The organism is Ruegeria sp. BJ6, assembly GCF_056537885.1.
In genome coordinates, this window is record NZ_JBQFSG010000018.1 from 1 (window position 1) to 25,505 (window position 25,505).

Genomic DNA, 25,505 nt, shown 5'->3' on the forward strand with positions numbered 1-25,505 from the left:
TCGCCGAGCCAATAATCCCAAACGCATGCTCAATACCATGCATCTGCAGTACCTTAACAAAGGCCTCTTCCGTCGTCATCTTCATGAGTTTTTTCCTTTTGAGTGAGTGTCGGTGTGGCGGATCAGGCCACTTCATCCTTGAGGTAGTACCAGATATAGGCAAAGCGCTGACCCAACCGGCGGAAGGGCGTCAGCACGCCATGGCTGGGGAGCGGCGATGTAAAAATCGGCAGGTTGAACACCTCATCCTTCACGCCGGCAATTTGCTGCGCCATACGGCGCCCGGCCTGCGCCGAATACATGACACCATTACCGCCATATCCCATCGCGTAAAAGATACGCTCGTCAGGATTGGGCTGGAAAATACGCGGCATCATGTCGTGGCTGACGTCAACCCAGCCCCACCAAGAGTAGTCCAGATTGATATCTTCCAGTGCCGGAAACTTGCGCGCCAGACCCTTCTTGAGAAGCTCCAGATGCTTTCCGTTTTCCGCGTCGCGACCGGTTACGGCCGAACGGCTACCGATCTGCATCCGGTTATCGGGAAGCAGGCGGTAATAGTGCCGCAACGTCCGGGTATCGGTTAGCGGCGATTTCGTCTGAATGCCGCATTCCTGTAATTCGGACTGGGTCAGTGGCCGCGTCACCAGAGAGTTGGACAGGATCGGCATCAGCCGGTGTTTTGTCTTGGTGTTAAGACCCGGCGGCGTGTACCCCGCGGTCGCCATCGCAACAGTTTTTGCCCTTACGATACCACCCGGTGTACGCAGGTGGTGCACACCATTTTTGGTTTCCCAACCCATCACCGGGCTGCCGGTGTGGATTTTGACGCCCAGACGTCGGGCCATGTTCACATAGCCAAACGCCAATTTGCCTGCGTGGATGCAAGTGCCGTCGGGCTCCCACATGGCACCGTGGGCTTCCATGTCGCGGACATGTTCGGCATGCAGTTCGTCGCGCCCCATGATGCGGGAGGCGTAGCCGAATGTTTCGTTCAGCAGCGCGCTTTCCTTTTCAAGGCCCGGCATGACCTTGGCGCGATGCGCGATGTAGTAGTGCCCGCCCGGCTGAGGGTCGCAATCGATGTCGTCGCTGGCAATAAGGTCATTGAACAGCTCGAACGCTTCGGAAACTTCGCGATGCATTCCCTTGGCCGTTTCAACGCCCCAGCGCTGAATCCACTGCGATCGTTTCAGCCGCCCGGACGAAATTTGTGCCTGCCCACCATTGCGGGTCGAGCAGCCCCAGGCCACAGTATTTGCTTCAAGAACAACGGCTTGGATGCCATGTTCCTTGGCAAGGTGAATAGCGGTCGAAAGGCCGGTATAGCCCGAACCGATGACAACGACTTCCGCGTCCATATCGCCAGAAACGGGTCCGTCATCTTCGGGCGGGGTGCCCGCTGTACCAATCCAATAGGTCGGGGCATGGTCGCGGTTGTGACCCGGACCGGCGTCGATAATAGGATCGTATTTCGGGTCATAGCTGGTTTTTGGCCAGTGACGCGGGATGCTGTTGTCCACCATTCTTGTTTTTCTCCGGGGCTGCGCGCAGGGCGGCGGATCAGGCTTTGAACATCGGGCGCGTCTTGCGAAGCGCCTGTTTTACGACAATTTTTCCGTCACGAACGGTGAACAGATCGGCGCCTTCGGCCTCGATCCGCATGCCGTTGGCATCGGTACCCGAGAAGGTCCATTCCGATACCGCACGGTCGCCGTGAACGAAGTGGCTGTGGTGATCCCAATGGGCGTCTTTCATACCGGCCCAAACGCCCGAGAACGCGGCGGCGATGGCCTCAGAACCTTCAACCTTGTTGCCATATTTCTCGTCACCGGCGACGGTGTAGAACACACAGTCGTCGGCAAAGTGGGTCATCACACCGTCGATGTCGTGACGGTTGAACGCGTCGAACGTGTCGGCCAGGTCCTGCGCGGTCAGGGTTTTGTTCATTTTGTACTTCCTTTTCAGAGGGGTTATTACGTTTCGTATGTGTTCGGTACGATCAGTGTAGGGATTTTAGAGCGCCGCAGAACGCGCTTGGCGACGGTGCCCAGAAAGGTGTGCGAGAAGCCGTGGTCATGCGCGCCCAGCACGATCAGGTCGCACTCCAGCTCGACCGAACGGCGCAGGATCACTTCTGCCGGGTGGCCGTCGGTGACCTCGATCGAGGTCACCTGTTCGCGGATTTTGGCGTCATCGCCGGTGAAGTTCGCCCAGAAATTGGCCTGCCGTTCGGCCAGAACCTGACGCACCATTTCATGACGGCGCTTCATCGCGGTCTTTCGGGTGTCTTCGTTCAGGATGAACATCTCCATCGTGATCTTGGCGTCATCCGACAGCGGCTCGTTCACGTGCAGGACGTGAATTTGCGCTCCGGTCGCCTGCGCTATGCTGGCAGCATGGCGCAGGGCGTGGGTCGAGTTGGCCGACAGGTCCGTGGCAAACAGGATGTTGGTGACCAGTTGTTTCATGTCGTCATCCTTTCCGGGTCAGTAGCCCAGCAGCCGTGGCAGCCACAGCGACAGTTCGGGGAAGAAGGCGATGATGAAGATCGCGATGGTGTTGGCAGCCGCAAACGGCAGCGCCCGTAACGAGATCTGTTCAATCGTGATGTTCGAGATACCCGAAGCGATGAACAGGTTCTCACCCAGCGGCGGTGTCTGGAAGCCGATGCCAAGGGTACAGACCATCACCACACCAAAGTGGATCGGGTCGATGCCCACCGAATAGGCCACGGGCAGCATCACCGGAACCAGGATCAGGATGGTGGCCAGTGTCTCCATGAACATGCCGACAAACAGCAGGAAGAAGATGATCAGCGCCCAGATCACATAGAGGTTGTCGGTAAAGCTGAGCATCGAGTCCGCAATGATCGCCGGGATCTGGTTTTCCACCAGCAAACGGCCAAACACGGTTGCCGTGAACAGGATCAGCAGCACGCGACCGGTCAGCCATGTGGTTGCTTCGAGCGACTGGAAGAACGACGCCCATGTCAGTTCGCGATAGATCACGACACCTACGACCAGCGTGTAGAAAATCGCGACGATGGCGGCCTCGGTCGGTGTGAAAAAGCCGGTATAGATACCGCCAAGGATCACCAGCGGCGCCATCAGCGACCAGAACCCGCGATACATTTCGCACATCACGTTGCGGAACGACCAGCCTTCAGCCACGCCTTTGTAGCCACGCTTTTTCGACATGAAATAGTTCAGGATCAGCAGGCTGGTGGCGATCAGGAAAGCCGGAACAAAGCCAGCGATGAACAGTTTCGAGATCGAGACCGACTGGAAGATGCCGAATTTCTCGACCGCTTCCGGCGGAGGCGCCATACCGAGCGCGGCAATGCCGAAGATCACCATCGGGATGGAGGGAGGAATGATAATCCCGAGGCCGCCCGAGGAGGCCGTGATCGCCGAGGCATAGCCGCGCTCATACCCGCGGTCGATCATCGCGGGGATCATCAGCATCCCCACCGCCGCGGTTGTTGCCGGGCCCGAGCCCGAGATGGCACCAAAGAAAAGACAAGCCATGACGGTCGCCGCCGAGATCCCGCCGGTGAACGGACCGGCCAAACTTTCGGCAACATTGATCAGGCGTTTTGAGATACCGGCGGCCTCCATAAGGGCCCCGGCAAGAATGAATGCGGGCAACGCCATCAGCGGGAAGGACCCAACCGACGTAAAGGCGATCTGCACGAATTTGATCGGGTTGTCGCCCAGATACAGGAACGAGACCAGCGATGCGACGCCCAGAGCAACTGTGATCGGTGCACCGATCAGCAGCAGAAACAAGAATGATCCAAACAGGATTGTGACGATTTCGGATTCCATGATTTTTCCTCCCTGCCTCAGTCGTGCTTTGCCGCTTCGGCGGCAGCTTTGATTTCATCGAGGTCGATCTGATCGGGATCGTGGATGTCTTCGCCTTTGATCAGGCGGCGGTAGTTCACCTGAATGATGCGGAAGGTCATCAGCGCAAAGGCGATGGGCAGCACCATGTAGATGTATTTCATCTCGATGCCCAAAGTCTGGGATTTCCAGAACTTGTTCATCTTGTTGAAGACGAAATCGGTCGCCAGATACAGGAAGTAGACATTGAAGAAGAGCCAGAAGAGATCGGCAAACGCTTCGATGTACTTGATCGAACCGTCAGGCAGGAACTTGAACTGGAATGTCACGCGGTTATGCGCGCCCTTGAGGGCCGCGTAGCTGGCGCCGAAATAGACGAACCAGACGAACATGTAGACCGAGAGCTCTTCGATCCAGCTGATCGAAAAGCCGAAGATTTCCCGCGCCACGATCTGCACGAACAGCAGGATCACAAAGCCGGTCAACAATATCCGGCATATGACGCTTTCTATATTGTCCAGAAACTTCCAGAACATATGGTTTCCCTCCTCCCTGAGACGGGAAGAGCGCCGTGGCGCTCTTCCTCCTATCGCTCTGCGGCGATTATTGCTGGACCGGGTCGCGGCCGATGGCAGCCAGAACGGCGTTCATCTTTTCGACGCCACCGATGGAGTCGTAGAACTGCGGCCATACGGCCTCGGTCGCGAGCTGGATGAACTCGGCCTCGTCATTCTCGGGATCGACGATTTCCATGCCCTTGGCGACCAGCTCTTCCTTGATCGCGGCCTCGGAGTCGCGCAGGAACTGAGCCGATTTCAGGGTCGCTTCCTGTCCCGCTTCGAGGATCATCTGCTGCTCTTCTTCGCTGAGACTCTGGAACACGGATTCCGAAATGATCAGCGGTTCGATCGAGAAGATGTAACGCAGGTTGGTGACGTGGTCCTGAACTTCGTAGAACTTCATCGCGTTGATGGTCATGTACGGGTTGTCCTGACCGTCGACGACTTTGGTCTGCAAACCGGTGAAGGTTTCCGACCAGGCCATCGGGGTCGGGCTGATGCCCCATGCCTTGTAGGTTTCGATCATGATCTCGTTCTTGGGAACGCGGATGACCAGATCCTGCAGGTCGGCAACCGAAGTAACAGGTTTCTTCGAGTTGGTCAGGCGACGGAAGCCGGTATAGGTCCAAGCGATGATGCGGACACCTGCGTCACGGATGGTGTTTTCCGTCAGTTCCTGACCGATCGGGCCTTGGGTCAGGGTTTCGGCGTCTTCCAGGCTGAGGATCACGTAAGGCAGAGTGAACACGCCCACCGACGGCGAGAACGGTGTGACGTTGTTGATCGCCAGCAGCGACATGTCCAGCGTGCCGATGGCCGCTTCGTTAACGGTGTCCTGTTCGGAACCCAGCTGACCGTTCAGGAACAGGGTGCCGGTGTGTTCACCACCTGATTTTTCTTCCAGAGCTTCGACAAAGAACTTGCCGGTAGCTTCCTGCGGGCTGCCCGCACTGTCGCCAACCGCGATCTTGAAGTTCTTCGCGTCGGCTGCGCCCGCTACCATCAGGGCCGCCACGGATACAGCAGCGGTGAAGGTGCCAAGCTTGTTGATGAATGACATGGATGTCCTCCCATTTGTCAGGTTTTCGAGGAGCGCGCCGGCCAGGGGAGAGTTGGCCAGTCCGATTCTGCCTCGGCGGCGCGAACGTATCTTGCGCAAACCGTTTCTTCGTTGCTAATCTTTGCGCGAAAGGTTTCACAAATATCGAACTTGAGAGATGTCCCGGAAATCACTTGCCACACGGATCAGCGACACCGACATCCGCCTGCTGCGGATATTCAAGACTGTGGTCGAAAGCGGCGGTCTGTCGGCGGCAGAAATCGACCTGAACATCGGCAAATCGACGATCTCGAAACACATCTCGGATCTGGAGCTTCGGCTGAACCTGAAGTTGTGCAATCGCGGTCCCGGCGGGTTTTCCCTGACCGAGGACGGCCAGAAGGTATTGCGTGCCGCCGAGGACCTGCTGATTTCAGTATCGCAATTCAGGACCGAGGTGAACGAGATCAAGGAACAACTGGCGGGAACGATCCGGGTGGCCCTGTTCGATCAGTGTGCGTCAAATCCCGAGGCCCATCTGTCGCGGACCATTGCCGAATTCAACAAGTCTGCCCCCGCCGTCGAGATTGAACTGTCGCTTGAGCCGCCCAACGTGATCGAGACGATGGTCATCAGCGGACGGCTTGATCTGGGCATCGTCGCGCTGCACCGGCCCTCGCCCAGCCTGAACTATGTGCCGCTATATGGAGAGAACATGTATCTGTATTGCGGGCATGGGCATCCGCTGTACGGCGCGCAGGGATCGGGTCTGAGCATGTCGGACGTGCAATCCTTTGGCTATGCGGGCATCAGCGTCAGCTCTCCCAATCAGATGGTCGGCCAGCGGCTGGGCTTTCGGCGCGCGGCCAAGGTTCAGAACGAACAGGCACTGGCAATTCTGATCATGTCGGGCCGGTATATGGGGTTTTTGCCCGATCATCTTGCAAAAGAGTTTGTGGATAAAAACCAGATGCAGGCCGTTCTGCCCGAGATGTTTCACTATCGCTCGAATTTCGCCGCCATCGCCAGAAAGCACCCGGCGCCGACGCGGGTTTCCAAACTGTTTCTGGATCATCTGAGCCGCCACCACACGAGCAACGCGCAGGCGGCGGAACCAGTCATCTGACGGTTTCCGGAAACAGCAAAGGCCCCCGTGTGGTCGGGGGCCTGTACCTGAATTCCAGAGAATATCAGCCGATAATCGCGTTCAGCGTAGCGCTTGGACGCATGACTGCGGCAGTCTTGGCAGGGTCAGTGTGGTAATATCCGCCCAGATCAGCGGGCTTACCCTGTGCAGCTGCCAGCTCACCCAGAATCTCGCCTTCTTTTTCGGCCAGTTCCGCAGCAATCGGGGCAAAGAATGCCGCCAGTTCGGCATCATCCGACTGTGCCGCCAGTGCCTCGGCCCAATAGCGGGCGAACCAATAGTGGCTGTCACGGTTGTCAGGCTGACCCACCTTGCGGCTTGGGGAACGGTTGTTGTCCAGAATGCCCTGCGTTGCAGCCTCGGCCGCGGCACCCAGAACACCAGCTTTGGCGTTGCCCTTGCTGTCAGCCAGGAAGTTCAACGATTCACCCAAGGCGCAGAACTCACCCATCGAGTCCCAGCGCAGGTGGCTTTCCTCAACCAGCTGCTGCACGTGTTTCGGGGCCGAACCACCGGCACCGGTTTCGAACAGACCGCCGCCATTCATCAGCTTGACGATGGACAGCATCTTTGCCGAGGTGCCCAGTTCGAGGATCGGGAACAGATCAGTCAGGTAATCGCGCAGCACGTTGCCGGTGATGGCGATGCTGTCCTTGCCTGCGGTGATGGTTTCCAGTGACTGGCGGGTCGCCTCACGCGGGGCCATGATCAGGAATTTGTCCGCAACACCAGCAGCTTCAAGCGCGGGCTTCACGTACTTGATCAACTCGGCATCATGGGCGCGGTTTGCGTCCAGCCAGAAGATCGCCTCGGACCCGGTCAGGCGTTGACGATCCATCGCCAGCTGAATCCAGTTCTCGATGGGGGCTTTCTTGACCGTACAGGCGCGCCAGATATCGCCTTGCTCAACCGCGTGCTCATGCAGCGTCTCGCCATTGGCCAGAACGATACGGATGGTGCCATCAGCCGGCGCCTGGAACGTGGTCGGGTGCGAGCCGTATTCCTCGGCCTTCTGCGCCATCAGGCCGACATTGGCCACGGCACCGGCGGTAGCCGGGTTCAGCGCGCCGTTGGCTTTGAAGAAGTTGATGGATTCGTCATAGACCGAAGCATAGCAGCGGTCGGGGATGACACAGTTGGTGTCGCCCTTGGCGCCGGTTTCGTCCCAACCCTTGCCGCCTGCGCGGATCACGGCCGGCATCGAGGCGTCGATGATCACGTCCGACGGCACGTGCAGGTTGGTGATGCCCTTGTCGCTGTCGACCATGTAAATGGACGGACGGTCCACCTTGATGGCGTCGATTGCGGCCATGATGTCGGCGTTGCCCTTCACGCGGTCCAGCAGATCGCCCAGACCCGAGTTCGGGTTCACACCCAGCGCATCCAGTTCCGCACCGAATTTCTCGAACACAGGGGCCAGCCACGCCTTGACGGCATAGCCAAAGATGATCGGGTCACTGACCTTCATCATCGTGGCCTTCATGTGCAACGAGAACATGGTGCCGTCTTTTTTGGTGTCTTCAATGGCGTCCGCCAGGAACGAGGACAGCGCCTTGACCGACATGAAGGTCGCGTCGGCGACGGTACCCTCTGCCAGCGGCCAGCCGTCTTTCAGGACGGTTACGCTGCCATCCTTGCCGACGAATTCGATCTTTGCATCACCCGCCTGCGCGGCAGTGATGGTTGCCGACTTTTCGTTGGCATAAAAATCGTTGCCGGGCATGGACGACACTTTGGTTTTGCTGTCCGACGCCCATTCACCCATCGAATGCGGGTTCTTCTGGGCATAATTCTTGACCGCCCGCGCCGCGCGGCGGTCGCTGTTGCCCTCGCGCAGAACCGGGTTCACGGCCGAACCCTTGATGGCGTCATAACGCGCACGGATGGCTTGTTCCTCGTCGGTCGAGGGCTCTTCGGGATAGCTCGGGATGTCATAACCCTGCGATTGCAACTCTTCGATTGCAGCCACCAGCTGCGGCACCGAAGCCGAGATGTTGGGCAGCTTGATCACGTTGGCATCGGGCGTTTTCACCAACTCGCCCAGAGCGGCCAAATCGTCGGTGATGCGCTGATCCTCGGTCAGGTTTTCCGGAAAGGTTGCAAGGATGCGACCGGCCAGCGAGATATCCTTGGTGCCGACGCTGACGCCAGCGGCCGAGGCGAACTTGCGAATGATGGGCAGGAACGAGGCGCTGGCCAGTTCAGGCGCTTCGTCTACAATGGTATACAATACGTCGAAGTTCGATTTATCTGCCATATTCCCTTACCTTTTTTAAGCCTTTAGGGGCGTGCGATCCGAGAGTGATGCCACGAAAGACGTAGCGCGGGCGGAGCGTGGATATGCAACCGCTCCGGGGGTGACTCTGTTTTGACAGGGCTCACATAAATCAGGATCGCCACGGGATCAATCGCAGGAAGGCGCGCATTTTGACCCAGTTTGCGCAATTTTTCGCATTTGCAGCATTTTTGGGCTGTTGATGGTGCCGTCCTGACTGCTGCGCTATTGAAGATGCCTGATGGGATACTTGTTTCCCAGCCGTTCAATGTATCTGTCAACGGCCAACTTTACCTGATCCGCAGACCCGGACCACGCGCCACTGACGCATATGTACATCAGGGATGGCTGGGCGGGCACCGGGCGGGATGGGCTGCAAGACGTATGCGCATTCGGTATCCCGGTTTGAACACTACTCACCCTCAGGTGGTGACGCATCCGTCTGGCCACAAGGAAAGCGGGTCACGTGGAGTGCCGTGAACGGGATTTCAAACCACACGCCGTTGTAGGGCCGCAAATATGCGATGCCCGCACCATGTGCACCCTTCATTGCCAAAGGAAAAGGTCGGGTATGCTTTTTGATTGACGAACCGCCATGCACAAACACAGAGTTGCGGCAGAAGCGCATCAGACAGGGCGACGAAATCTTATGCCGATAGAACATGCCCCCTTCAGTCAGGCCGAATACGACCGCCGCATCGCAAAAACCCGCAAGGCCATGGATGCAGCCGGGATTGACGTTCTGTTTGTCACCGATCCGTCAAATCAGGCATGGCTGACCGGTTATGACGGCTGGTCTTTTTATGTGCATCAGGGCGTGATTCTGGGCATGGAAGGCGACCCATTGTGGTGGGGCCGCGTTCAGGACGCCAATGGCGCGCGTCGGACCGTCTGGATGAACGACGAAAAAGTGCTGGGTTACGCGGATCATTACATCCAGTCCACCACCTGCCATCCGATGGAAGATCTCGCCGGGCATCTCAGCGCGATGGGATTTGGGAACGCCCGTGTCGGCGTCGAGATGGAGAATTACTACTATTCCGCCAAGGCTCATGCGGTACTTGATGCCGAATTGCCCAATGCCACGCTGGTGGACGCCACGGCGCTGGTGAACTGGCAGCGCGGGGTGAAGTCGGATGAAGAGATGGCGTTCATCCGCAAGGCCGCGAAAATCTCGGAGAAAATCGTCCGTGTCGGACTGGAAAGGGCAGAACCGGGTGTTCTGAAGAATGAACTGGTCGCTGACATCTTTCACGCGGGCATAACCGGTGTGGATGGTGACTGGGGTGATTATCCGGCAATCGTGCCGCTGACCCCGTCAGGCATTGATGCCACCGCACCGCATCTGACCTGGAACGGCAATGAGATGAAGTCGGGCGAGATCACCTTTTTTGAACTGTCAGGATGCTATCGCCGGTATCACGCGCCGCTCTGCCGGTCCGTGTTTCTTGGCAAACCGCCACAAAACATGCTCGACGCATCCGAGGCGTTAACAGCCGGGCTTGAGGCCGGTCTGCAGGCGGCTCGCGCCGGTAATCGCGCCTGTGACATTGCGAATGCGCTGAATGCGGAACTAGCCAAGGTTGGCATCGATCGCGGCGGGCGCTGTGGCTATCCGATCGGCCTCAGCTATCCGCCTGACTGGGGCGAGCGCACTGTATCGATCCGTCCGACCGATGAGACCGTCCTGCAACCCGGCATGACCTTCCACTTCATGCCCGGACTGTGGCTGGACGATTGGGGGCTGGAGACCACCGAGACCATCGTGATCACCGAAAACGGCCCAGCCGAAGCCCTGTGCAATGTCGAGCGTAAGCTCTTTGTGAAAGACTGAGGCTTGAGCATCCTGGAAGATACCAGAGCCCTGTTGGAGGAGTTGATCAGCTTTCCCACGGTGTCCTCGGACAGCAATCTGGACATGATCAGACACCTTGCAGACCGGCTGAACGACTGCGGGGCCGAGGTCGAGATCTGGCATGACGAGACCGGAACAAAGGCCAACCTTTTTGCCACGCTGGGTCCGCAACGCGACGGTGGCATCGTGCTGTCGGGTCATTCCGACGTGGTGCCGGTGGCTGATCAGGACTGGTCGTCCAACCCGTTCGTGATGGAGGAGCGTGACGGTCATTGGTTCGGACGCGGCACCTGCGACATGAAAGGATTTATCGCCGCCGCAGTCGCTATGGCGCCGCGTTACGCACAGCTCGATCTGCAGCGTCCGGTGCATTTCGCCTTTACCTATGACGAAGAAGTCGGCTGTTTCGGCGCCCGGGCGCTGGCCGATACTCTGCGCGAGAAAGGCATAAAGCCTGCCGTGGCGATCATTGGCGAACCCACGTCGATGCGGATCATCGAAGGCCACAAGGGCTGTTATGAATACACCACCCATTTCACTGGGCTCGAGGGGCATGGTTCGGGCCCCGACCGCGGCGTGAACGCGGTGGAATATGCGGTGCGCTATGTTTCGAAATTGCTGGAACTAAAGGCCGGGCTGCAGGGCCGTGCCCCAAAAAACAGCCGGTTTGAACCACCCTGGACGACGATCAACACCGGTGCGCTGGTGGGTGGCGTGGCCCACAACGTGATCCCCGGCAAAGCGCGGGTGGAATGGGAAATGCGGCCGGTGCAGCAAGCTGATGCGGCTTACGTCAAGGACGAGTTGCACCGGTACTGCGCCCAATCACTTATCCCCGCGATGCAGGCCGTCCATCCAGATGCCGGCATCGAGACCGAAGTGATCGGTGAGGTCGACGGGCTGGAGCCGATGGACGACAACGAGGCCCGTGATCTGGTGATGGAACTGACCGGGGCCAATGGTGCGGATGTTGTGCCCTTTGGCACCGAGGCAGGAATTTTTCAGGGTCTGGGCATGAGTGTGGTGGTCTGCGGTCCCGGCTCGATCGAGCAGGCGCATAAACCGGACGAATACGTCTCGGCCGATCAGATGGCGCTGTGCCTCGACATGCTTGGGCGGTTATCCGCAAAACTGGTGTAGCCTATGACCACGGCACGCGCGGTCTCGGTTTTCTGGACAGGTGCGCCGGTTCTGTTCGTGCTGTTCTGGGCAGGCGGCTACAGCTTTGCCAAGCTGGGGCTGCCCTATATCGAACCGATGACCATGCTGGCGATCCGATATGGTCTGGCGGTTCTGTGCCTTTTGCCGCTGCTGGCGGTGTTCCGACCGGCACTGCCGCGCGATCCGGTTCATTGGGCCGCCATGGCTGCCAGCGGATTTCTTATCCAGTGTGTCTACTTCGGGCTGGCGTATCAGGCGATGAAACAGGGGCTCGGCGCTGGCGCCACGGCCATCGTGATGGCCTTGCAGCCCGCCCTGGTTGCCGCACTGTCACCACTGGTGGGAGAAGAGCGCGGCAGACCCGTGATGTGGGCCGGTCTGGCGCTGGGGTTTGTCGGGGTTGCGATATGTGTCTTTGACCGGACCAATGCCGCACCCCTTTCTGCCGGGCTGCTTGCGGTCAGCGCGCTTTTTGGTCTGACCGCCGCCACCTTGCTGGAAAAACTGCACGGACGGCGCAGTGACCCGGTACTTGGCGGTATGGTGCAGTACGTCGTGGGTTTTGCCGTTTTGCTGCCCATCGCCTTTACCACCGAAACGATGGTGGTCCACTGGCACCCGGACCTGATCCTGTCGCTGGCCTATCTGGTGGTCGCCAATTCCCTGATTTCCATCAGCCTCTATGTCGCGCTGATCCAGCGTGGCGATACGACTCGCGTATCGACCCTTCTTTACCTTGTTACGCCACTGGCCATCGCACTGGCCTGGCTGATACTTGGAGAACCCGTAACATGGCGTGTGGCCGGTGGCTTTGCGCTGTGTCTGGCGGGGGTCTACATTGTCCGGCGATCCAAGGACTGACGCCGTGAACCTTCCGGGAGCTGACCCTCCAATCGCCCGTATGCTCAGGTATTTTGTAATTGCACGTAGACCTGCCCGTCTTCGATCCTGACCGGATAGGTTTTCAGATCGACGGTGCATGGCGCGGACAGCGCCTTGCCGGTGCAGATGTCAAAGCGTCCACCATGCAGAGGGCATTCGATGACCTGATCGATGACCAGACCGTCCTCAAGGTGCTGCTCTTCGTGGGTGCAATGGCCATCCGTCGCAAAGAACCCCTTATCGGTGTTGTAGATCGCATAGGTCTGGCCGCCGTGATCCCAACGGACCAGGTCCTCTTCATCCACATCATTTGTGGCGCACGCGTGTACCCAGTCGCTCATATCTCAGGTCTTTCTTGTTGGCTGTCTGTTGGTAATTTGATGGCGGAACAGGGGAACTTTTGGCGGCGGCTTCCGCATGGAGCATTGAAAGGGCCGCGACCCGTCCCTCCTGAATTGGATGGTGCAGGCGCCGGGCATGCACGGGGTGCGGGCATGTCCGGGCGACCCAACTTTTTTGGTGGCTCCGGATCGTCTTACATCGTCCTCTCGGCGATGCGATTGACCGGGCCGCCATCGGTGATCATATGCGGCGCCTGCCGAATGGAGTCCGCCTTGGTCGACCACCCTATAGACCGGCGCAGGGTGACGACGAACACCTCCCAGTTGGTGCGCAGAAAACCCGGGTCCGGTTCCGGAACCTGATCTTTTATCGCTACGGCAAGATCAGGCAGTGCATGAAATGGCACCTGCGGATACAGATGATGTTCCACATGATTGTTCATGTTCATGTATAAAAAATCTGCCAGCCAATGCCCCTTGAATGACCGGGTGCTTTCCAGGATCGAGGGCGAGTTTTCCTGCAACTCGACATGTTGGATCAGCGTGAACAGCAACATGACGGGCGCACCAAGGATACGGGGGATCACGATAAACCAGACCGGCCACCAGATGCCCGCAAACGGTGCGATGGCGATCAGGGCATAGATTGCCAGCATGATCCGGGCATTGCGGGTCATCTTGGGAAATTCACCCTCGGGCGTGACCATTTTCATGGTGTCGGTATATTTGCCGATGGCCAGATGCCAGAACACCTGCATGTGAAACCGCAGCAACCCAAACCCGGTAACCTCTGTCAGCCAGCCGCCGAACCCCATCGGCGTGTCGAATGGCATCTGGCTGTCTTTGCCGACATGCCATGTGTGGGTGTGATGGTTTGTATGCGTGTAGCGCCGGTGCAGAGGCTCCTCCATATAAAGAAGCGACGTAACCCACAGCACCGCTTCATTCAACCAGCGGGTCCGAAAGGCCGTGCCATGCGCCGCTTCGTGGCTGGCGGAATAGGCAGGCACCGTCAGCACCACACCATAGATGAACATCGCGGGCCACGCCCAGACCGTCCCAAGCGCAAGCCAGACCAGAATACCCGTCGCGGTCAGGGCAGCGGCCCATTTGGCCAGATAGATCAGCCCCGGCGCATCGGATCTGGCCGCAATGGACTTGAGGGTCTTCTTGTCCAGCCTGACACTGGAAGACGCCGCATTGGTGGGAACGTAATCAGGCATCGTGTCAGCTCGCGTAGTCGTCGTTTTCGTGGTCCAGAATGGCCTTGAGCTCGGCCAGATGCTGATCTGCCTGACCCGGGTAATCGTCCAGCTCTTGGGCTGTTTTCTCTGCAATCTCGTCCGACAGAACCCGCAGGGGTACGCCGCATTGCAGCGCCCGGATATAGGTTTCGGCTGCACGCTCGAAATAATAAAGCCGGTTGAACGTATCCGCGACCGAGTCGCCGATTACCAGCACGCCGTGGTTGCCCATGATCATGACCTTGATCTTCGGGTCAGATAGCATGGATGCACAGCGCTCTCCCTCGCTTTCAAAGGCAAGACCCGAGAATTCTTCATCCACGACATAGCGATTGTAGAACGTGGCGGTATTCTGGTCGATTGGCGGCAAGGTGCTGTCTTTGAGACAGGCCAGCACGGTGGCATGGATCGAATGCACATGCATGACACAGCGCGCATGCGGACAGCGGCGATGGATTGACCCATGCAGTCCCCAGGCCGTTGGATCCGGTGCATCCGGTGTGTTCAGAACATCCGGATCGTTTGCATCCAGCAAAAGCAGATCTGACGCCTTGATCCGGCTGAAATGGCGCTGGTTGGGATTGATCAGGAATTGGGTGCCATCCTCGTTGACGGCAAGCGAGAAATGATTCGCCACGGCTTCGTGCATGTTCAATCTGGCAGTCCACCGGAAAGTGGCAGCCAGGTCAGTACGTTCCGGCCAGTGTGTTAGGTTCGTCGATGTCATGGGCTGAAGCATTGTGCGTTCCTTTCAGAATTCTAAAGAAATGCCAGACTCCGGGATTTGGTGACAAATGATGAATTCCGGGCTATGCCATTAAGAAAACTAATGGATGCGTTTATCATGACAAATCAGCCATCCGGCCTGCCCCCCCTGACCTGGTTGCGCGCATTTGACGAGAGTGCGCGACATCTGAATTTCACACGCGCCGCAACCGAGCTGAACCTGACGCAATCCGCAGTAAGTCAGCATGTTCGCAGCCTCGAAGCGTTTCTGGGGCGCGATCTTTTCATCCGAAAAACGCGCCGTCTGGAACTTACTGAAGACGGCGCAAACTACCTGCCCGGTATTCGCGAAGCATTTGGCCTAATCGCCAGCAGCACCCGGTCCTTTATCGGCAGAGATCGGGGGCAGATGATGAGCCTGCAATGCAACATGGCATTCTCGGTCTTCTGGCTGGCACCGCGATTGCATCGCCTCTATGCACGTCATCCATGGCTGGTTCTGAACATCGTGACACCCATCTGGGACCCCGAGCGGCATGCAGAACATGCAGCGTTGGAAATTCGCTTCGGACGGCCAGAAGAGATGTCGGAAACCGCGCAGCGGCTGACCAATGACCGGTTTTATCCAGTTTGTGCGCCTGACTATCAGAAAGGTGAGTTTGATCTGGAAACAGCAACCCTTTTTGACTGTGCGGGTACAATCGGCACATGGGATGCCTGGCGCCAGGCCTGCGGCGTGCCGTTCAACAGGACCGGCGAGATCAATCTTGCCTCGACCTATGTCATTGCAATCACCGCCGCCCTGAACGGGGCCGGGATGACCATGGCCCATGACACACTGGTTTCAAATCTGGTGTCAGATGGCCGTTTGATACGCCCCTTTGCCGCCAGCGCGCCGCTTGTCGAAGGGTATTATCTGTTCGCTCCGTCACCGCATGCGATCACCCCCGCCAGCAGCGCTTTTCTGGATTGGATGCACGAGGAAATACAGGCCATGCCGTGACTGTATCGGGGTATGCCGCGAAACCGATGCATGAAAGGCGAAAAGAGGTTGGTCCGGGCAGTCAGAACCCCAAAAACACCATATCGAGCGCTCGGCGGATTTGATAGTCATGTCTGGTCAGGTCGGCAAGCGGCTGACCTTTCAGGATACCCGAAGGAACCGCCGCCAATTCGGCTGTGTGCAGCACGTAAGCAATTTCACCGATCTGGAAAATGGGCTCTAGCTTGGCCAGAGGGGTGGGCCCTTGTGACAACGGAATAAGCGGCGCGACAACACGTGTTCCGGTTTCAATCAGATCGGATTGAAGATCGAGAACAAGACGATCGTCCGCGATACGATAGGCATGGAACTGAGCCATCAGTAAATTTTTAGTACCTGGACATCCGCCAATGGCGTTCCGTTTTCCCTGATCCATTCCCGGCGCTCGGCAATCGCGGCGGCGTTTTCATCGGCCCATGCCTTTGCCTCAGCCTGCGCAACCGCGCGGGCCAGCGCCGCATCACTGATTGCGGACACATTGAGACCCAGTTCACGGGCCTTCGCCAGCGTCCCGGCATTCAAAGTGACGTTCGTGCGTTGCTTGTCTGTTGCAGACCGGGACATAATGGGCCCCCTTTCATGTGTAAACTGTACACACATTCAGTGTGTGCAGCAATGCCCAGCCTGAAATCGCGCTTTTGGGTGCAGTCTTGTCTAGACGGGCAACGCCTCAGAACAGGAGGTTGAGCATGACCAGAGAGACAACCAGAAACAGGATCGTCATCACCCCGCCCGAACGCACAAAGTCCATGACCTTGTAGCCAGCGGGGCCCATGATCAGGGCGTTCACCTGATGGGTTGGGATGATAAAGCTGTTTGATGTCGAAATGGCGACGGTAAGCGCAAAGACGGACGGGTTGGCGCCTGCCGCGACCGCAATCGACACGGCAAGTGGCACCAGCAGCACCGTGGCCCCGACATTGGACATTACCAGCGAGAACGCGGTGGCCAATATCGCAACTCCGGCCTGAAGCGACCAGATCGGCCAACCATTCAGAATGATCATGATTTGCTGGGCGATCCACGCCGCGGTGCCGGTATTCTGCACGGCCTGACCCAACGGTATCAGGCAAGCCAGCAGAAATACGGTGTTCCATCCCACGGCCCGATACGCCTCGTCCACGCTGAGCACTCGGGTCAGCATCATACCCGCGGCACCGGTCAGCAGGCAAAGCGACAACCGCACATCCGTGAACAAAATCAGCGATAGCGAAACGGCAAAAAAGGCCAGCGCCCAACCGACCTTTTGCGGCCGCAGTTCATCTTGTGGAAAATCCGAGGTTACCACGACAAAATCCGGATCGCGCTTGATCCGCATCAGGTTGTCCCAGCGGGTATGGGCCACAAGCATGTCGCCTGCGTGAAAGTTCTCAAGCCCGATCTGTGTGGATTGATGCGTGTCCGTTTCCACATGGCTGAGCGTTTCCTCGCCGCGATGAATTGCAAGCAGTGACATGCCGTATGTCTTGCGGAACAGAAGTTCGCGGGGGCATTTTCCAATCAGCTTGCTGTCAGGTGTCACGACCACCTCGGCGATACCCGCGTTGGTGGGGGCAAATTCCTCGACGAAAATGTCCAGTTCCGGAAGGACAGTCAGCCCGAATTTCTTGGCGAATTCCTCTACCACCCAGCGCTGGCCAATGATGGCCAGCCTGCAGGGCGCAGCAATCTCGGCCGTCAGAACCTGAACCATCGACGTCTTGCCGCGATAAAAGGTAGAGATAATGTACAGGTGGTTTTCATGATTGATGTCAGCCAGAATCTGACCGACCAGAGGGCTGTCCTCGGGGACTATCACTTCAAAGACATCCGCTTGGAGACCGTAAACCCGTTGCAGATATTCTTGCATTCCCTGCCCCGTACCGGTGTTGTCCGACCCGGCATCGCCCGGTAGCACCCATCGGCCAAGCAACAGAAAATATGCAATTCCCGACAGGATCAGTGCAGCACCGATCGGCGTGACAGAAAACAGGCCGAACGGCTGCATCTTCTGAGAGGCTGGCAAGCCTTCGTTTGCGGTCAGGATCAGGTCGTTCAGCAGGATAAGCGGGGATGAGCCGACCATCGTCATCGTCCCACCCAGAATGGCGCAAAATCCCATGGGCATCAGCAGGCGCGACAGCGGAATTCCCGATCTTGAGGATATCCGGCTGACAACCGGCAGGAAAAGCGCGGCCGCCCCCACATTCTGCATAAACGAAGAAATAACCCCCACCGTACCGGACACAATCGGCAGCACCCGGTTTTCGGCTGTGCCGCCATATTTCAGAATAATCGCGGCGACCTTGTTCATAAGACCTGTCTTGTCCAGTCCGGCGCCGACGATCATGACGGCTATGATGGAAATCACCGCGTTTGAGGCAAAGCCGTCGAATAGGTGCGGGACGTTTGCCAGATTTTCGAGGCCGGGCGCATAGCTGAGAAGGCCGATGATGACCAGAACCAGAATGGCGGACAGGTCAATTCGGACGATTTCGGACACGAAAAGAAAAACAGTAAAGGCCAACAGTGCGCAAACCACACCCATCTCAAAGGTAAAGGCCAATTGTTCCAACAGGACCACCAGGTACTTGTATTAGTAGTGTAATGAAAAAGCCTAGGCGATCACCGCAGGCTTGTCATGAGTTTTCGATTTTCAGCGTCACGCTTCTGTCTTTGCCTGCGTCTTCTGCCAAGAGCCGCTCTGCGATGGCGGTCGTATCATCGAGGTGCCGTGCGACGGCCGCCTCTGCCGCATCGGGGTCACCCGACAGGATCGCATCGCAGATTGCCTGCATATGATCTGGCCCCGGGCGCTCGCGCTCGGACGAGGCGAGGGTCATCATGCGCAACCTGCTGATGCGCCCGTTCAGACGCTGCACGACTTCCCAGGCTATATGATGCCCGGCACCGAATGAGATTGTCGTCACCCTTGGTGCCTCGATCTGCGGGCGGCGGCATCACCGCATCGGTGACCGCCATCAGGACCTCAAGGAACTGGGCCATGACGTTGACAACCCTGCAGCTGTCTGAGCCATTCGGTCAGGTCACCTGTCAGGAAGCAGGGACCGGCACGCCCGTGGTTCTGATCCACGGTGTCGGTATGCGGGCCAGCGCTTGGGGGCCGCAGGTCTGCAGTAATCAGCGGGCATCGACATATGGTGAACCTGACAACACCATCGCAGGTTAACGATGCTCTGAAAGATTGGCTGAACACACCTGCAGAGGAATGGGAGACGAGCGATGAGCACGATTGATCCACGCGCACTGCGCGACGCGTTCGGCGCATTCATGACCGGTGTGACCGTTGTCACGACCCATGACCACGACGGCAATCCACTGGGGTTTACGGCGAATTCCTTTTCCTCGGTATCCCTTGATCCGCCGCTTGTGTCGGTCTGCCTTGCCATCAGCTCCCGCAATTATCAGGCGTTCAGTTCAGCAACCGGGTTTGCCATCAACATCCTGTCTGATGCGCAAATGGATGTCTCCAACACCTTTGCGCGTCCGGTTGAGGATCGGTTTGCAGCGGTGGACTGGCAGACAGGCCCACATGGCGCGCCGATTTTCGATGGCGTCTCAGCATGGTTCGACTGTTCCGTATTTCAAACGGTCGAAGCGGGTGACCGCCTGATCCTGATCGGCAAAGTCGAAGCCTTTGAAAACACCACCCGCCCCGGTCTGGGCTATGCGCGCGGGGCCTATGTGACACCTGCTGCCGAGGCCGAGGCCCTGAGCAATTCCACCAACCTCGTGGTGTCGGCTCTGATCGAGTTTCAGGGCAAGGTTCTGTTGATTGATCCCGGCGACGGGCAACTGTCCCTTCCAGAAGCAAAGGTCGGCAAGGACGGCGCGACAGCAGCGTTGAGGCGGCTCATCGATGCAAGCGGCGCAAGGGCCGAGCCCGGATTTATCTATTCCTTTTACGAAGACGAAGCGCGCGGAATGCAACACATCTCGTTTCTGTGTCAGGCAAGTGATGACGCCACATCACACGGCATGTTCACCGAGCTCACACCAACAACCCTGATGGACATTGCAGACCCGGCGATCTGCACCATGCTGGAACGGTTCGCGGATGAAAGCCGGTTGGGGAATTTCGGGATATATTTCGGCAATCAGGTCAGCGGCACCGTTCGCCCGATGACATCAGAGAGTTGAGGCATGAAGTTCTCGCTTTTTGCGCATATGGAGCGCATTTCCTCGGATGAGGATCAGAAACAGCTTTATGACGAATTTGTCGAGCTGTGCAAAATCGCTGACCGGGGCGGGATGCATGCGGTCTGGACAGGCGAGCATCACGGTATGAATTTCACTATCGCGCCCAACCCGATGCTGAATCTTGTTGATCTGGCGCGCCACACTGAAAACGTGCGGCTGGGCACCGGTACGGTGATCGCGCCCTTCTGGCACCCGGTCCGGCTGGCGGGTGAGGCGGCGATGACCGATATCATCACCGATGGCCGTCTTGAGCTGGGCATCGCACGCGGGGCGTATTCCTTTGAGTATGAACGCCTGATGCCCGGCATGGACGCGTGGGAGGCCGGTCAGCGCATGCGCGAACTGGTACCTGCGGTTCAGGCGCTGTGGAAAGGCGACTATGACCATAACGGAGAGTTTCATTCGTTCCCCAAAACCACCTCGTCCCCACAGCCGCTGCAAAAAGACGGACCGCCGATCTGGATTGCGGCACGCGACCCCAACAGCCATGAATTCGCCGTCTCGAACGGATGCAACGTGCAGGTCACGCCCCTGTGGAACGGGGACGGAGAAATTCATGACCTGATGAGCAAATTCAACGCCGCCTGCGAGAAATTCCCGGAACGGCCACGCCCAAAGATCATGCTGCTGATGCATACATATGTGGCTGACAGCGAAGAAGACACCAAACTGGGCGCCGTCGAGCTGAACCGTTTCTACTGCTACTTTGGCGCATGGTTCATGAACAAACGCGATGTCACGCAGGGTCTGATCGACCCGCTATCCGACGAGGAAATTGCGGCCCATCCGATATACTCGCCCGATGCGATGGAACGAGATCTGGTGATCGGCACGCCCGAAAAGGTGATTGAAAGGCTGAAAACCTATGAGGCGCTGGGATATGACGAATATTCCTTATGGATTGACAGCTCGATGACGTTCGAGCGCAAGAAAGCCTCGCTTGAGCGGTTCATCAACGACGTGATGCCCGCCTTTCAATAAGGCCCTGTCAGGAGCGGAAATGCAGATATTTCAGCACTATGTCGACGGCGAATTTTCCGACGGCTCAGCTCAGTTCGACAGTCTGGACCCGGCAACGGGCAAGCCGTTGGCGTTGTCGCCGCGATCGTCCCGTGGAATTCGCAGCTGTTCCTGTCGGCGGTGAAAATCGGACCCGCTCTGGCGGCGGGGTGTACCGTTGTCCTTAAAGCGTCTGAAGACGCCCCTGCCCCGATTTTGGAATTTGCCCGGATATTTGATCAGGCCGGGTTTCCCAAAGGTGTCCTGAACGTCATCACCGGCGGTCTTGATGTGGGCGCAAGGCTGACGAGCCATCCATTGGTGGATCACGTGGCCTTTACCGGCGGTCCGGAAACCGCGCGCCATATCGTTCGCAATTCGGCCGAAAACCTGGCCTCGACCTCGTTGGAGCTTGGGGGAAAATCTCCTTTCATCGCTTTGGAAGACGCCGATATCGAAAGCGCGGTAAACGCGCAGGTTTCGGGCATTTTTGCAGCCACTGGTCAAAGTTGCGTGGCCGGGTCGAGGTTGCTGGTGCAAAGCTCGATCAAGGACGAATTCCTCAGGCGTCTGAAGGAAAAAGCCGAAGCGGTTGTTATCGGCGCTCCTGATGACATGGCGACCGAGGTTGGCCCCCTTTGCACTCTGCGCCAGCGCGACAATGCACTGGGCCTGATTGCTCAATCCGTGGACGAAGGGGCAGATTTGATCACCGGCGGTGCGGCGCTTGAACGGGATGGGTTCTATTTTGCCCCGACCATCCTTGATTGTTCCGACGCGCCGAACGCCCCGAGCTTGAGTCAGGAGTTCTTTGGCCCCGTTCTGTCGGTGGTGTCCTTCGAGGACGAGGCCGAAGCAATCCGCATCGCCAACGACACCCAATACGGACTGGCAGCCGGTGTCTTTACCCAAAACCTGACGCGTGCGCATCGGATGATCCGCAAAATCCGATCCGGAATTGTCTGGGTGAATACCTATCGCGCCGTCAGCCCGATTGCGCCTTTCGGGGGACATGGACTGTCAGGACATGGCCGTGAAGGCGGGCTACAGGCGGCATTGGACTATACCAGGATCAAGTCTGTCTGGCTGCGTACAAGCGATGATCCCATTCCGGACCCCTTTGTGATGCGCTGATTTCCGGTTAGAGTTCCGGACCACCAACCCAAGTCTGTTCGTGCTTTGCAGCTTTCAGAACAGATGTTTTTATTGGGCATGGACCAGAATCGCAAATCCCGCCTGATTGCCCGCCTCAAGGCGGATATCGACACGATGCCACCCCGGCTGAAATCCGTGGCCAAACACATCATCGACCACCCCGGCGAGTTTGGCATGGACCCGATCCGGGTATCTGCGGACAAGATCGGGGTAAGCCCGAACTCTCTGGTGCGATTGGCACAACGCATGGGGTTCGACGGGTTCGAACCTTTTCGCGACCCGTTTCGTCAGGCGCTGATGACCGACTGCGAGGAAAAGCTGGGTGAGGACTGGTTGCGGCGCCTAGAGGGTGGCGATGATCTGGCGCGCAATCAGGCGCTTGTCGCACGGAACGAGATCAATATCGTCTCGCGTTCCCTACGGTTGATGACGCAGGACAGAATTGCGGCGGCGCTGAAACACATGACCACTGCGCGCACGTGTTACGTCACCGCCACGCGCGCCAGCTATGCCCTTGCGTATTATTTTCACTATGCGGGCCGAATGGCATTGCCCAGCCTTCAGCTTATTCCGCGACATGTGGGATCGGCGGTGGATGAACTGATCACGGCGGATGAAAGGGACTGTCTGATCGGGATCACGTTTTCCCCCTATTCCGCCGACACGATCCAGTCTCTTCGCTATGCAAAGGAACGCGGCGCGCGTCTTATCCTGATTTCCGACAGCGAGGTGATTGCACCGCGCGTCGAACCGGATGTGGTTTTTCCGGTCACCACTCAGTCACAGCACTATTTTGGCTGCTTCGGCGGGGCGATGGCGGTGATCGAATGCCTGATCGGGCATCTGGTCTCTGCCGGTGGTGAGGAAGCACAGAGGCGAATTGCTAGATACGAGGCAACCCGCGAGGATTCCGGCGCCTATTGGACTGCGCCGCGACAGCCGAAAATCCGTCTTTAAACCGGCGCCCTGCACTATGATTGCCCGTTGATCATCTCTTCGACCTGACCAAGACGTTCTTTGCCAAAGAACATCTCGTCCCCAACGAACAAAGTCGGAGACCCAAAGACCCCGCGATCCACAGCGTCAGAGGTATTTTTCACAAGCCGCGCCTTGACCTCGGGGTCCTGCGCGCGCTCAAGGATCGACTGGCCGTCGAAACCCGCCTTGTCAAAAACTTCGGCCATAACTGCCGGGTCATCCATCTTAAGGCCATCTTCCCACATTGCCTGAAACCCGGCGTCGCAATAGGCCGCCAATGTCCCATCCAGCTCAGCAGCGACGGCCCCGCGCATCAACATCAGCGTATTCACCGGAAAGTGCGGGTTGAAGTTGAACTTGGTCAGCTGGTGCCGGGCAATGAACCGCTGCATCTCCAGCCGTTCATAGTTCATTTTTGCGGGCACGTTGGCAAAGGCCACCATAGGTGGCTGATTGCCAGTGCTTTTGAATATCCCGCCCAGCAGGCACGGGATGTAGTTGACCTGAACACCCGCCCGCTGCGCAATATTCGGCAGGACCTTGTGCACGAAATAGGCATTTGGGCTGCCGAAATCGAAAATGAAATCGATCGTAGTGGTCATGGCCAAACTCTCCTTACCATTTTTCGGTCCATGGGCGCAGATCCAACTCATGCGTCCACGCGGTTCTGGGCTGCTTGTGCAGCATCACATAATTCTGCGCGATGGCATCGGGGTTCAGCAGAGCATCGTTTTCGCGCAAGTCATCAACACCTGGCACATTCTCTCGGATAAAATTTGAATCGATGGCACCATCGATCACGGTGTGCGCCACATGGATGTTCTTTGGCCCAAGCTCGCGTGCCATGGATTGCGCAAGGGCACGCAGCGCGTGTTTGGCACCCGAAAAAGCCGAAAACCCTTCACGTCCGCGAATGCTGGCGGAGGCGCCAGTAAAGATGATCGTGCCCCGCTTGCGTTCCAGCATTTTGCCGGCAACCTCGCGCCCCATGAGAAAGCCAGCAAAAGTCGCCATTTCCCAGACTTTGCGAAAAACGCGCGCTGTCGTCTGGGTGATGGAAAAGCGGACATTTGCGCCGATGTTGAATATGGCGACTTCGATTGGTGCCACTTCGGCCTCGATGCGGTCTATCAGGGCCACCATTTCCTCTTCGTCGCGTGCATCAGTGGGCATGGCAAGCGCCTCGCCGCCGCTGTCGCGGATGGAGGCCGCGAGGGCTTCCAGTGCCTCAGCATGACGCGGCCTGCGCACAAGGCACACGATCATGCCTTCTTTTGCAAAGGCGCGTGCAATGGCTGCGCCGGTATCGTCCCCCGCACCGATGATCAGGCAGGCCTGCTTTTCCGACATCGTCCATCCCTTTCTATCGCGTGACCACTGGTTGGTCTTGTTTCAAGACTAATTCTACTTGGTCTCGAAACGCAACCATATTTGTGCTAGTCGTGTCCCAAGACAAAATTCGGAGATCACAGATGGCGAACCAGCACACACATACCTGCGGTATCGCGGCGATGATGAATATCTTCGGGGATCGCTGGACATGGCTGCTTGTGCGCGAAGCATTCTATGGGGCAACCCGGTTCACGGAATTCCGGCGAAATACCGGCGCGTCGCGAAATATCCTGTCGGATCGTCTGAAGGTACTGGTGGATCATTCGATATTCGAAGAGATCGAAATTGGTGTAAACGGAACCCGAACGGCCTATGGCCTGACGGAAAAGGGCAAAGCCCTGTTGCCCGTGATGATCACCATGAGTGAGTGGGCCAACACGTTCGAATACGGGCCGGGCAATGAGCCGGTGATGCATCTGAACGGGGAAACCGGCTACCCCTTGGACACAACTCGTTTCTTTGACGCGGACGGGTCCGAGATTAAGCCGGAAAACCTGCGCGCAATACCCGGCCCCGGCGCAAGCCCGGCAACCGTCCGGCGGCTACAGAATGCAAACCAAAACCTGATCTGAATCGGAAACGGCGCCATTGTGGCGCCGTTTGCGTGTCTCAAAGAGGGTGTCTTTACAGGTTCGGGTAGATCGGGAAGCGGGCGCAGAGG

General features: G+C 57.9%; 26 protein-coding genes and 2 pseudogenes. 12 read left to right on the forward strand and 16 right to left on the reverse strand.

Annotated elements, in window-relative coordinates; translation table 11 throughout:
• Positions 1 to 122: 122 nt before the first annotated feature.
• From ACR0D6_RS22055 to ACR0D6_RS22080, 6 genes are all read right to left on the reverse strand, one after another.
• Entirely contained in the window at positions 123 to 1,526 is a 1,404-nt protein-coding gene (locus ACR0D6_RS22055; protein ID WP_480767120.1) for an NAD(P)/FAD-dependent oxidoreductase, read from the reverse strand.
• Positions 1,527 to 1,563: 37 nt separating this feature from the next.
• Positions 1,564 to 1,950, reverse strand: a complete 387-nt coding sequence (locus tag ACR0D6_RS22060) for a nuclear transport factor 2 family protein (protein ID WP_480453196.1) — start codon at positions 1,948 to 1,950, stop codon at positions 1,564 to 1,566.
• 26 nt (positions 1,951 to 1,976) lie between these two features.
• Entirely contained in the window at positions 1,977 to 2,471 is a 495-nt protein-coding gene (locus tag ACR0D6_RS22065) for a universal stress protein (RefSeq protein ID WP_170657515.1), read from the reverse strand.
• A gap of 18 nt (positions 2,472 to 2,489) precedes the next feature.
• A complete protein-coding gene (locus ACR0D6_RS22070) occupies positions 2,490 to 3,830 on the reverse strand; it encodes a TRAP transporter large permease (protein ID WP_480767121.1) in 1,341 nt (446 codons plus the stop codon).
• Between the two features lie 17 nt (positions 3,831 to 3,847).
• On the reverse strand, positions 3,848 to 4,384 hold the full coding sequence (locus tag ACR0D6_RS22075) for a TRAP transporter small permease (protein ID WP_170657511.1): 537 nt from the start codon (positions 4,382 to 4,384) through the stop codon (positions 3,848 to 3,850).
• Positions 4,385 to 4,451: 67 nt separating this feature from the next.
• Positions 4,452 to 5,468, reverse strand: coding sequence for a TRAP transporter substrate-binding protein (locus ACR0D6_RS22080; RefSeq protein ID WP_170657509.1), 1,017 nt, complete (start codon positions 5,466 to 5,468; stop codon positions 4,452 to 4,454).
• A gap of 157 nt (positions 5,469 to 5,625) precedes the next feature.
• Here ACR0D6_RS22080 and ACR0D6_RS22085 point away from each other — a divergent pair, with 157 nt between their 5' ends.
• A complete protein-coding gene (locus tag ACR0D6_RS22085) occupies positions 5,626 to 6,573 on the forward strand; it encodes a LysR family transcriptional regulator (RefSeq protein ID WP_480767122.1) in 948 nt (315 codons plus the stop codon).
• 64 nt (positions 6,574 to 6,637) lie between these two features.
• On the opposite strand, the gene ACR0D6_RS22090 is transcribed toward ACR0D6_RS22085, so the two are convergent.
• Positions 6,638 to 8,851, reverse strand: a complete 2,214-nt coding sequence (locus tag ACR0D6_RS22090) for an NADP-dependent isocitrate dehydrogenase (protein ID WP_480767123.1) — start codon at positions 8,849 to 8,851, stop codon at positions 6,638 to 6,640.
• Positions 8,852 to 9,518: 667 nt separating this feature from the next.
• Between ACR0D6_RS22090 and ACR0D6_RS22095 the strand changes: the two genes are divergently transcribed.
• The 3 genes from ACR0D6_RS22095 to ACR0D6_RS22105 are packed head-to-tail and all read left to right on the forward strand — an operon-like array spanning position 9,519 to position 12,746.
• On the forward strand, positions 9,519 to 10,703 hold the full coding sequence (locus ACR0D6_RS22095; protein WP_170657524.1) for a M24 family metallopeptidase: 1,185 nt from the start codon (positions 9,519 to 9,521) through the stop codon (positions 10,701 to 10,703).
• A 3-nt stretch (positions 10,704 to 10,706) separates the two neighbouring features.
• Positions 10,707 to 11,864, forward strand: a complete 1,158-nt coding sequence (gene argE, locus ACR0D6_RS22100; RefSeq protein WP_480767124.1) for an acetylornithine deacetylase — start codon at positions 10,707 to 10,709, stop codon at positions 11,862 to 11,864.
• 3 nt (positions 11,865 to 11,867) lie between these two features.
• Positions 11,868 to 12,746 (forward strand): DMT family transporter, encoded by an 879-nt coding sequence (locus ACR0D6_RS22105; protein ID WP_480767125.1) that lies wholly within the window; start codon positions 11,868 to 11,870, stop codon positions 12,744 to 12,746.
• Between the two features lie 44 nt (positions 12,747 to 12,790).
• Here the strand turns inward: ACR0D6_RS22105 and ACR0D6_RS22110 are convergent, their stop codons facing one another.
• The 3 genes from ACR0D6_RS22110 to ACR0D6_RS22120 all read right to left on the reverse strand — a co-directional run bounded on the left by ACR0D6_RS22110 (position 12,791) and on the right by ACR0D6_RS22120 (position 15,079).
• Positions 12,791 to 13,108, reverse strand: coding sequence for a non-heme iron oxygenase ferredoxin subunit (locus ACR0D6_RS22110; protein WP_480767126.1), 318 nt, complete (start codon positions 13,106 to 13,108; stop codon positions 12,791 to 12,793).
• A gap of 194 nt (positions 13,109 to 13,302) precedes the next feature.
• Positions 13,303 to 14,331 carry a fatty acid desaturase gene (locus ACR0D6_RS22115; protein ID WP_480767127.1) on the reverse strand — a complete coding sequence of 343 codons (1,029 nt, stop codon included), beginning with the start codon at positions 14,329 to 14,331 and terminating at the stop codon, positions 13,303 to 13,305.
• A 4-nt stretch (positions 14,332 to 14,335) separates the two neighbouring features.
• Positions 14,336 to 15,079 (reverse strand): class II aldolase and adducin N-terminal domain-containing protein, encoded by a 744-nt coding sequence (locus ACR0D6_RS22120; protein ID WP_480767128.1) that lies wholly within the window; start codon positions 15,077 to 15,079, stop codon positions 14,336 to 14,338.
• A gap of 117 nt (positions 15,080 to 15,196) precedes the next feature.
• Between ACR0D6_RS22120 and ACR0D6_RS22125 the strand changes: the two genes are divergently transcribed.
• Positions 15,197 to 16,081 carry a LysR family transcriptional regulator gene (locus ACR0D6_RS22125; RefSeq protein ID WP_170657493.1) on the forward strand — a complete coding sequence of 295 codons (885 nt, stop codon included), beginning with the start codon at positions 15,197 to 15,199 and terminating at the stop codon, positions 16,079 to 16,081.
• A 61-nt stretch (positions 16,082 to 16,142) separates the two neighbouring features.
• Here the strand turns inward: ACR0D6_RS22125 and ACR0D6_RS22130 are convergent, their stop codons facing one another.
• The 4 genes from ACR0D6_RS22130 to ACR0D6_RS22145 form a co-directional block, all read right to left on the reverse strand.
• The gene (locus ACR0D6_RS22130; RefSeq protein ID WP_480732502.1) at positions 16,143 to 16,439 is read right to left on the reverse strand and encodes a CcdB family protein; all 297 of its coding nucleotides are present in this window, start codon (positions 16,437 to 16,439) and stop codon (positions 16,143 to 16,145) included.
• Positions 16,439 to 16,684, reverse strand: a complete 246-nt coding sequence (locus tag ACR0D6_RS22135) for a type II toxin-antitoxin system CcdA family antitoxin (protein WP_480767129.1) — start codon at positions 16,682 to 16,684, stop codon at positions 16,439 to 16,441. The genes ACR0D6_RS22130 and ACR0D6_RS22135 overlap by 1 nt, the downstream gene beginning before the upstream one ends.
• Positions 16,685 to 16,790: 106 nt before the next feature.
• Positions 16,791 to 18,647 carry an SLC13 family permease gene (locus ACR0D6_RS22140; RefSeq protein ID WP_480767138.1) on the reverse strand — a complete coding sequence of 619 codons (1,857 nt, stop codon included), beginning with the start codon at positions 18,645 to 18,647 and terminating at the stop codon, positions 16,791 to 16,793.
• Positions 18,648 to 18,738: 91 nt separating this feature from the next.
• Complete coding sequence (locus tag ACR0D6_RS22145; protein WP_480767130.1) at positions 18,739 to 19,029, reverse strand: FCD domain-containing protein; 291 nt, start codon at positions 19,027 to 19,029, stop codon at positions 18,739 to 18,741.
• On the opposite strand from ACR0D6_RS22145, the pseudogene ACR0D6_RS22150 reads away from it, so the two are divergent.
• The 6 genes and pseudogenes from ACR0D6_RS22150 to ACR0D6_RS22175 all read left to right on the forward strand — a co-directional run.
• Positions 19,004 to 19,132: pseudogene (locus ACR0D6_RS22150) on the forward strand (amino acid synthesis family protein); the annotation flags it as partial. The gene ACR0D6_RS22145 and the pseudogene ACR0D6_RS22150 overlap by 26 nt on opposite strands.
• Positions 19,104 to 19,289 carry a hypothetical protein gene (locus ACR0D6_RS22155; RefSeq protein WP_480767131.1) on the forward strand — a complete coding sequence of 62 codons (186 nt, stop codon included), beginning with the start codon at positions 19,104 to 19,106 and terminating at the stop codon, positions 19,287 to 19,289. The pseudogene ACR0D6_RS22150 and the gene ACR0D6_RS22155, both read left to right, overlap by 29 nt.
• 53 nt (positions 19,290 to 19,342) lie before the next feature.
• Positions 19,343 to 20,260, forward strand: a complete 918-nt coding sequence (locus tag ACR0D6_RS22160; RefSeq protein ID WP_480767132.1) for a flavin reductase — start codon at positions 19,343 to 19,345, stop codon at positions 20,258 to 20,260.
• Positions 20,261 to 20,263: 3 nt separating this feature from the next.
• Positions 20,264 to 21,301, forward strand: coding sequence for an LLM class flavin-dependent oxidoreductase (locus ACR0D6_RS22165; protein WP_480767133.1), 1,038 nt, complete (start codon positions 20,264 to 20,266; stop codon positions 21,299 to 21,301).
• A gap of 99 nt (positions 21,302 to 21,400) precedes the next feature.
• A pseudogene (locus tag ACR0D6_RS22170) lies at positions 21,401 to 22,453 on the forward strand (aldehyde dehydrogenase family protein); the annotation flags it as partial.
• Between the two features lie 78 nt (positions 22,454 to 22,531).
• Complete coding sequence (locus ACR0D6_RS22175; RefSeq protein WP_480767134.1) at positions 22,532 to 23,431, forward strand: MurR/RpiR family transcriptional regulator; 900 nt, start codon at positions 22,532 to 22,534, stop codon at positions 23,429 to 23,431.
• 14 nt (positions 23,432 to 23,445) lie between these two features.
• Here the strand turns inward: ACR0D6_RS22175 and ACR0D6_RS22180 are convergent, their stop codons facing one another.
• The gene (locus ACR0D6_RS22180; RefSeq protein ID WP_480767135.1) at positions 23,446 to 24,054 is read right to left on the reverse strand and encodes a DsbA family protein; all 609 of its coding nucleotides are present in this window, start codon (positions 24,052 to 24,054) and stop codon (positions 23,446 to 23,448) included.
• Positions 24,055 to 24,067: 13 nt separating this feature from the next.
• Positions 24,068 to 24,802 carry an SDR family oxidoreductase gene (locus ACR0D6_RS22185; RefSeq protein WP_480767136.1) on the reverse strand — a complete coding sequence of 245 codons (735 nt, stop codon included), beginning with the start codon at positions 24,800 to 24,802 and terminating at the stop codon, positions 24,068 to 24,070.
• 122 nt (positions 24,803 to 24,924) lie between these two features.
• Here ACR0D6_RS22185 and ACR0D6_RS22190 point away from each other — a divergent pair, with 122 nt between their 5' ends.
• A complete protein-coding gene (locus ACR0D6_RS22190; RefSeq protein ID WP_480767137.1) occupies positions 24,925 to 25,416 on the forward strand; it encodes a winged helix-turn-helix transcriptional regulator in 492 nt (163 codons plus the stop codon).
• Positions 25,417 to 25,505: the final 89 nt, after the last annotated feature.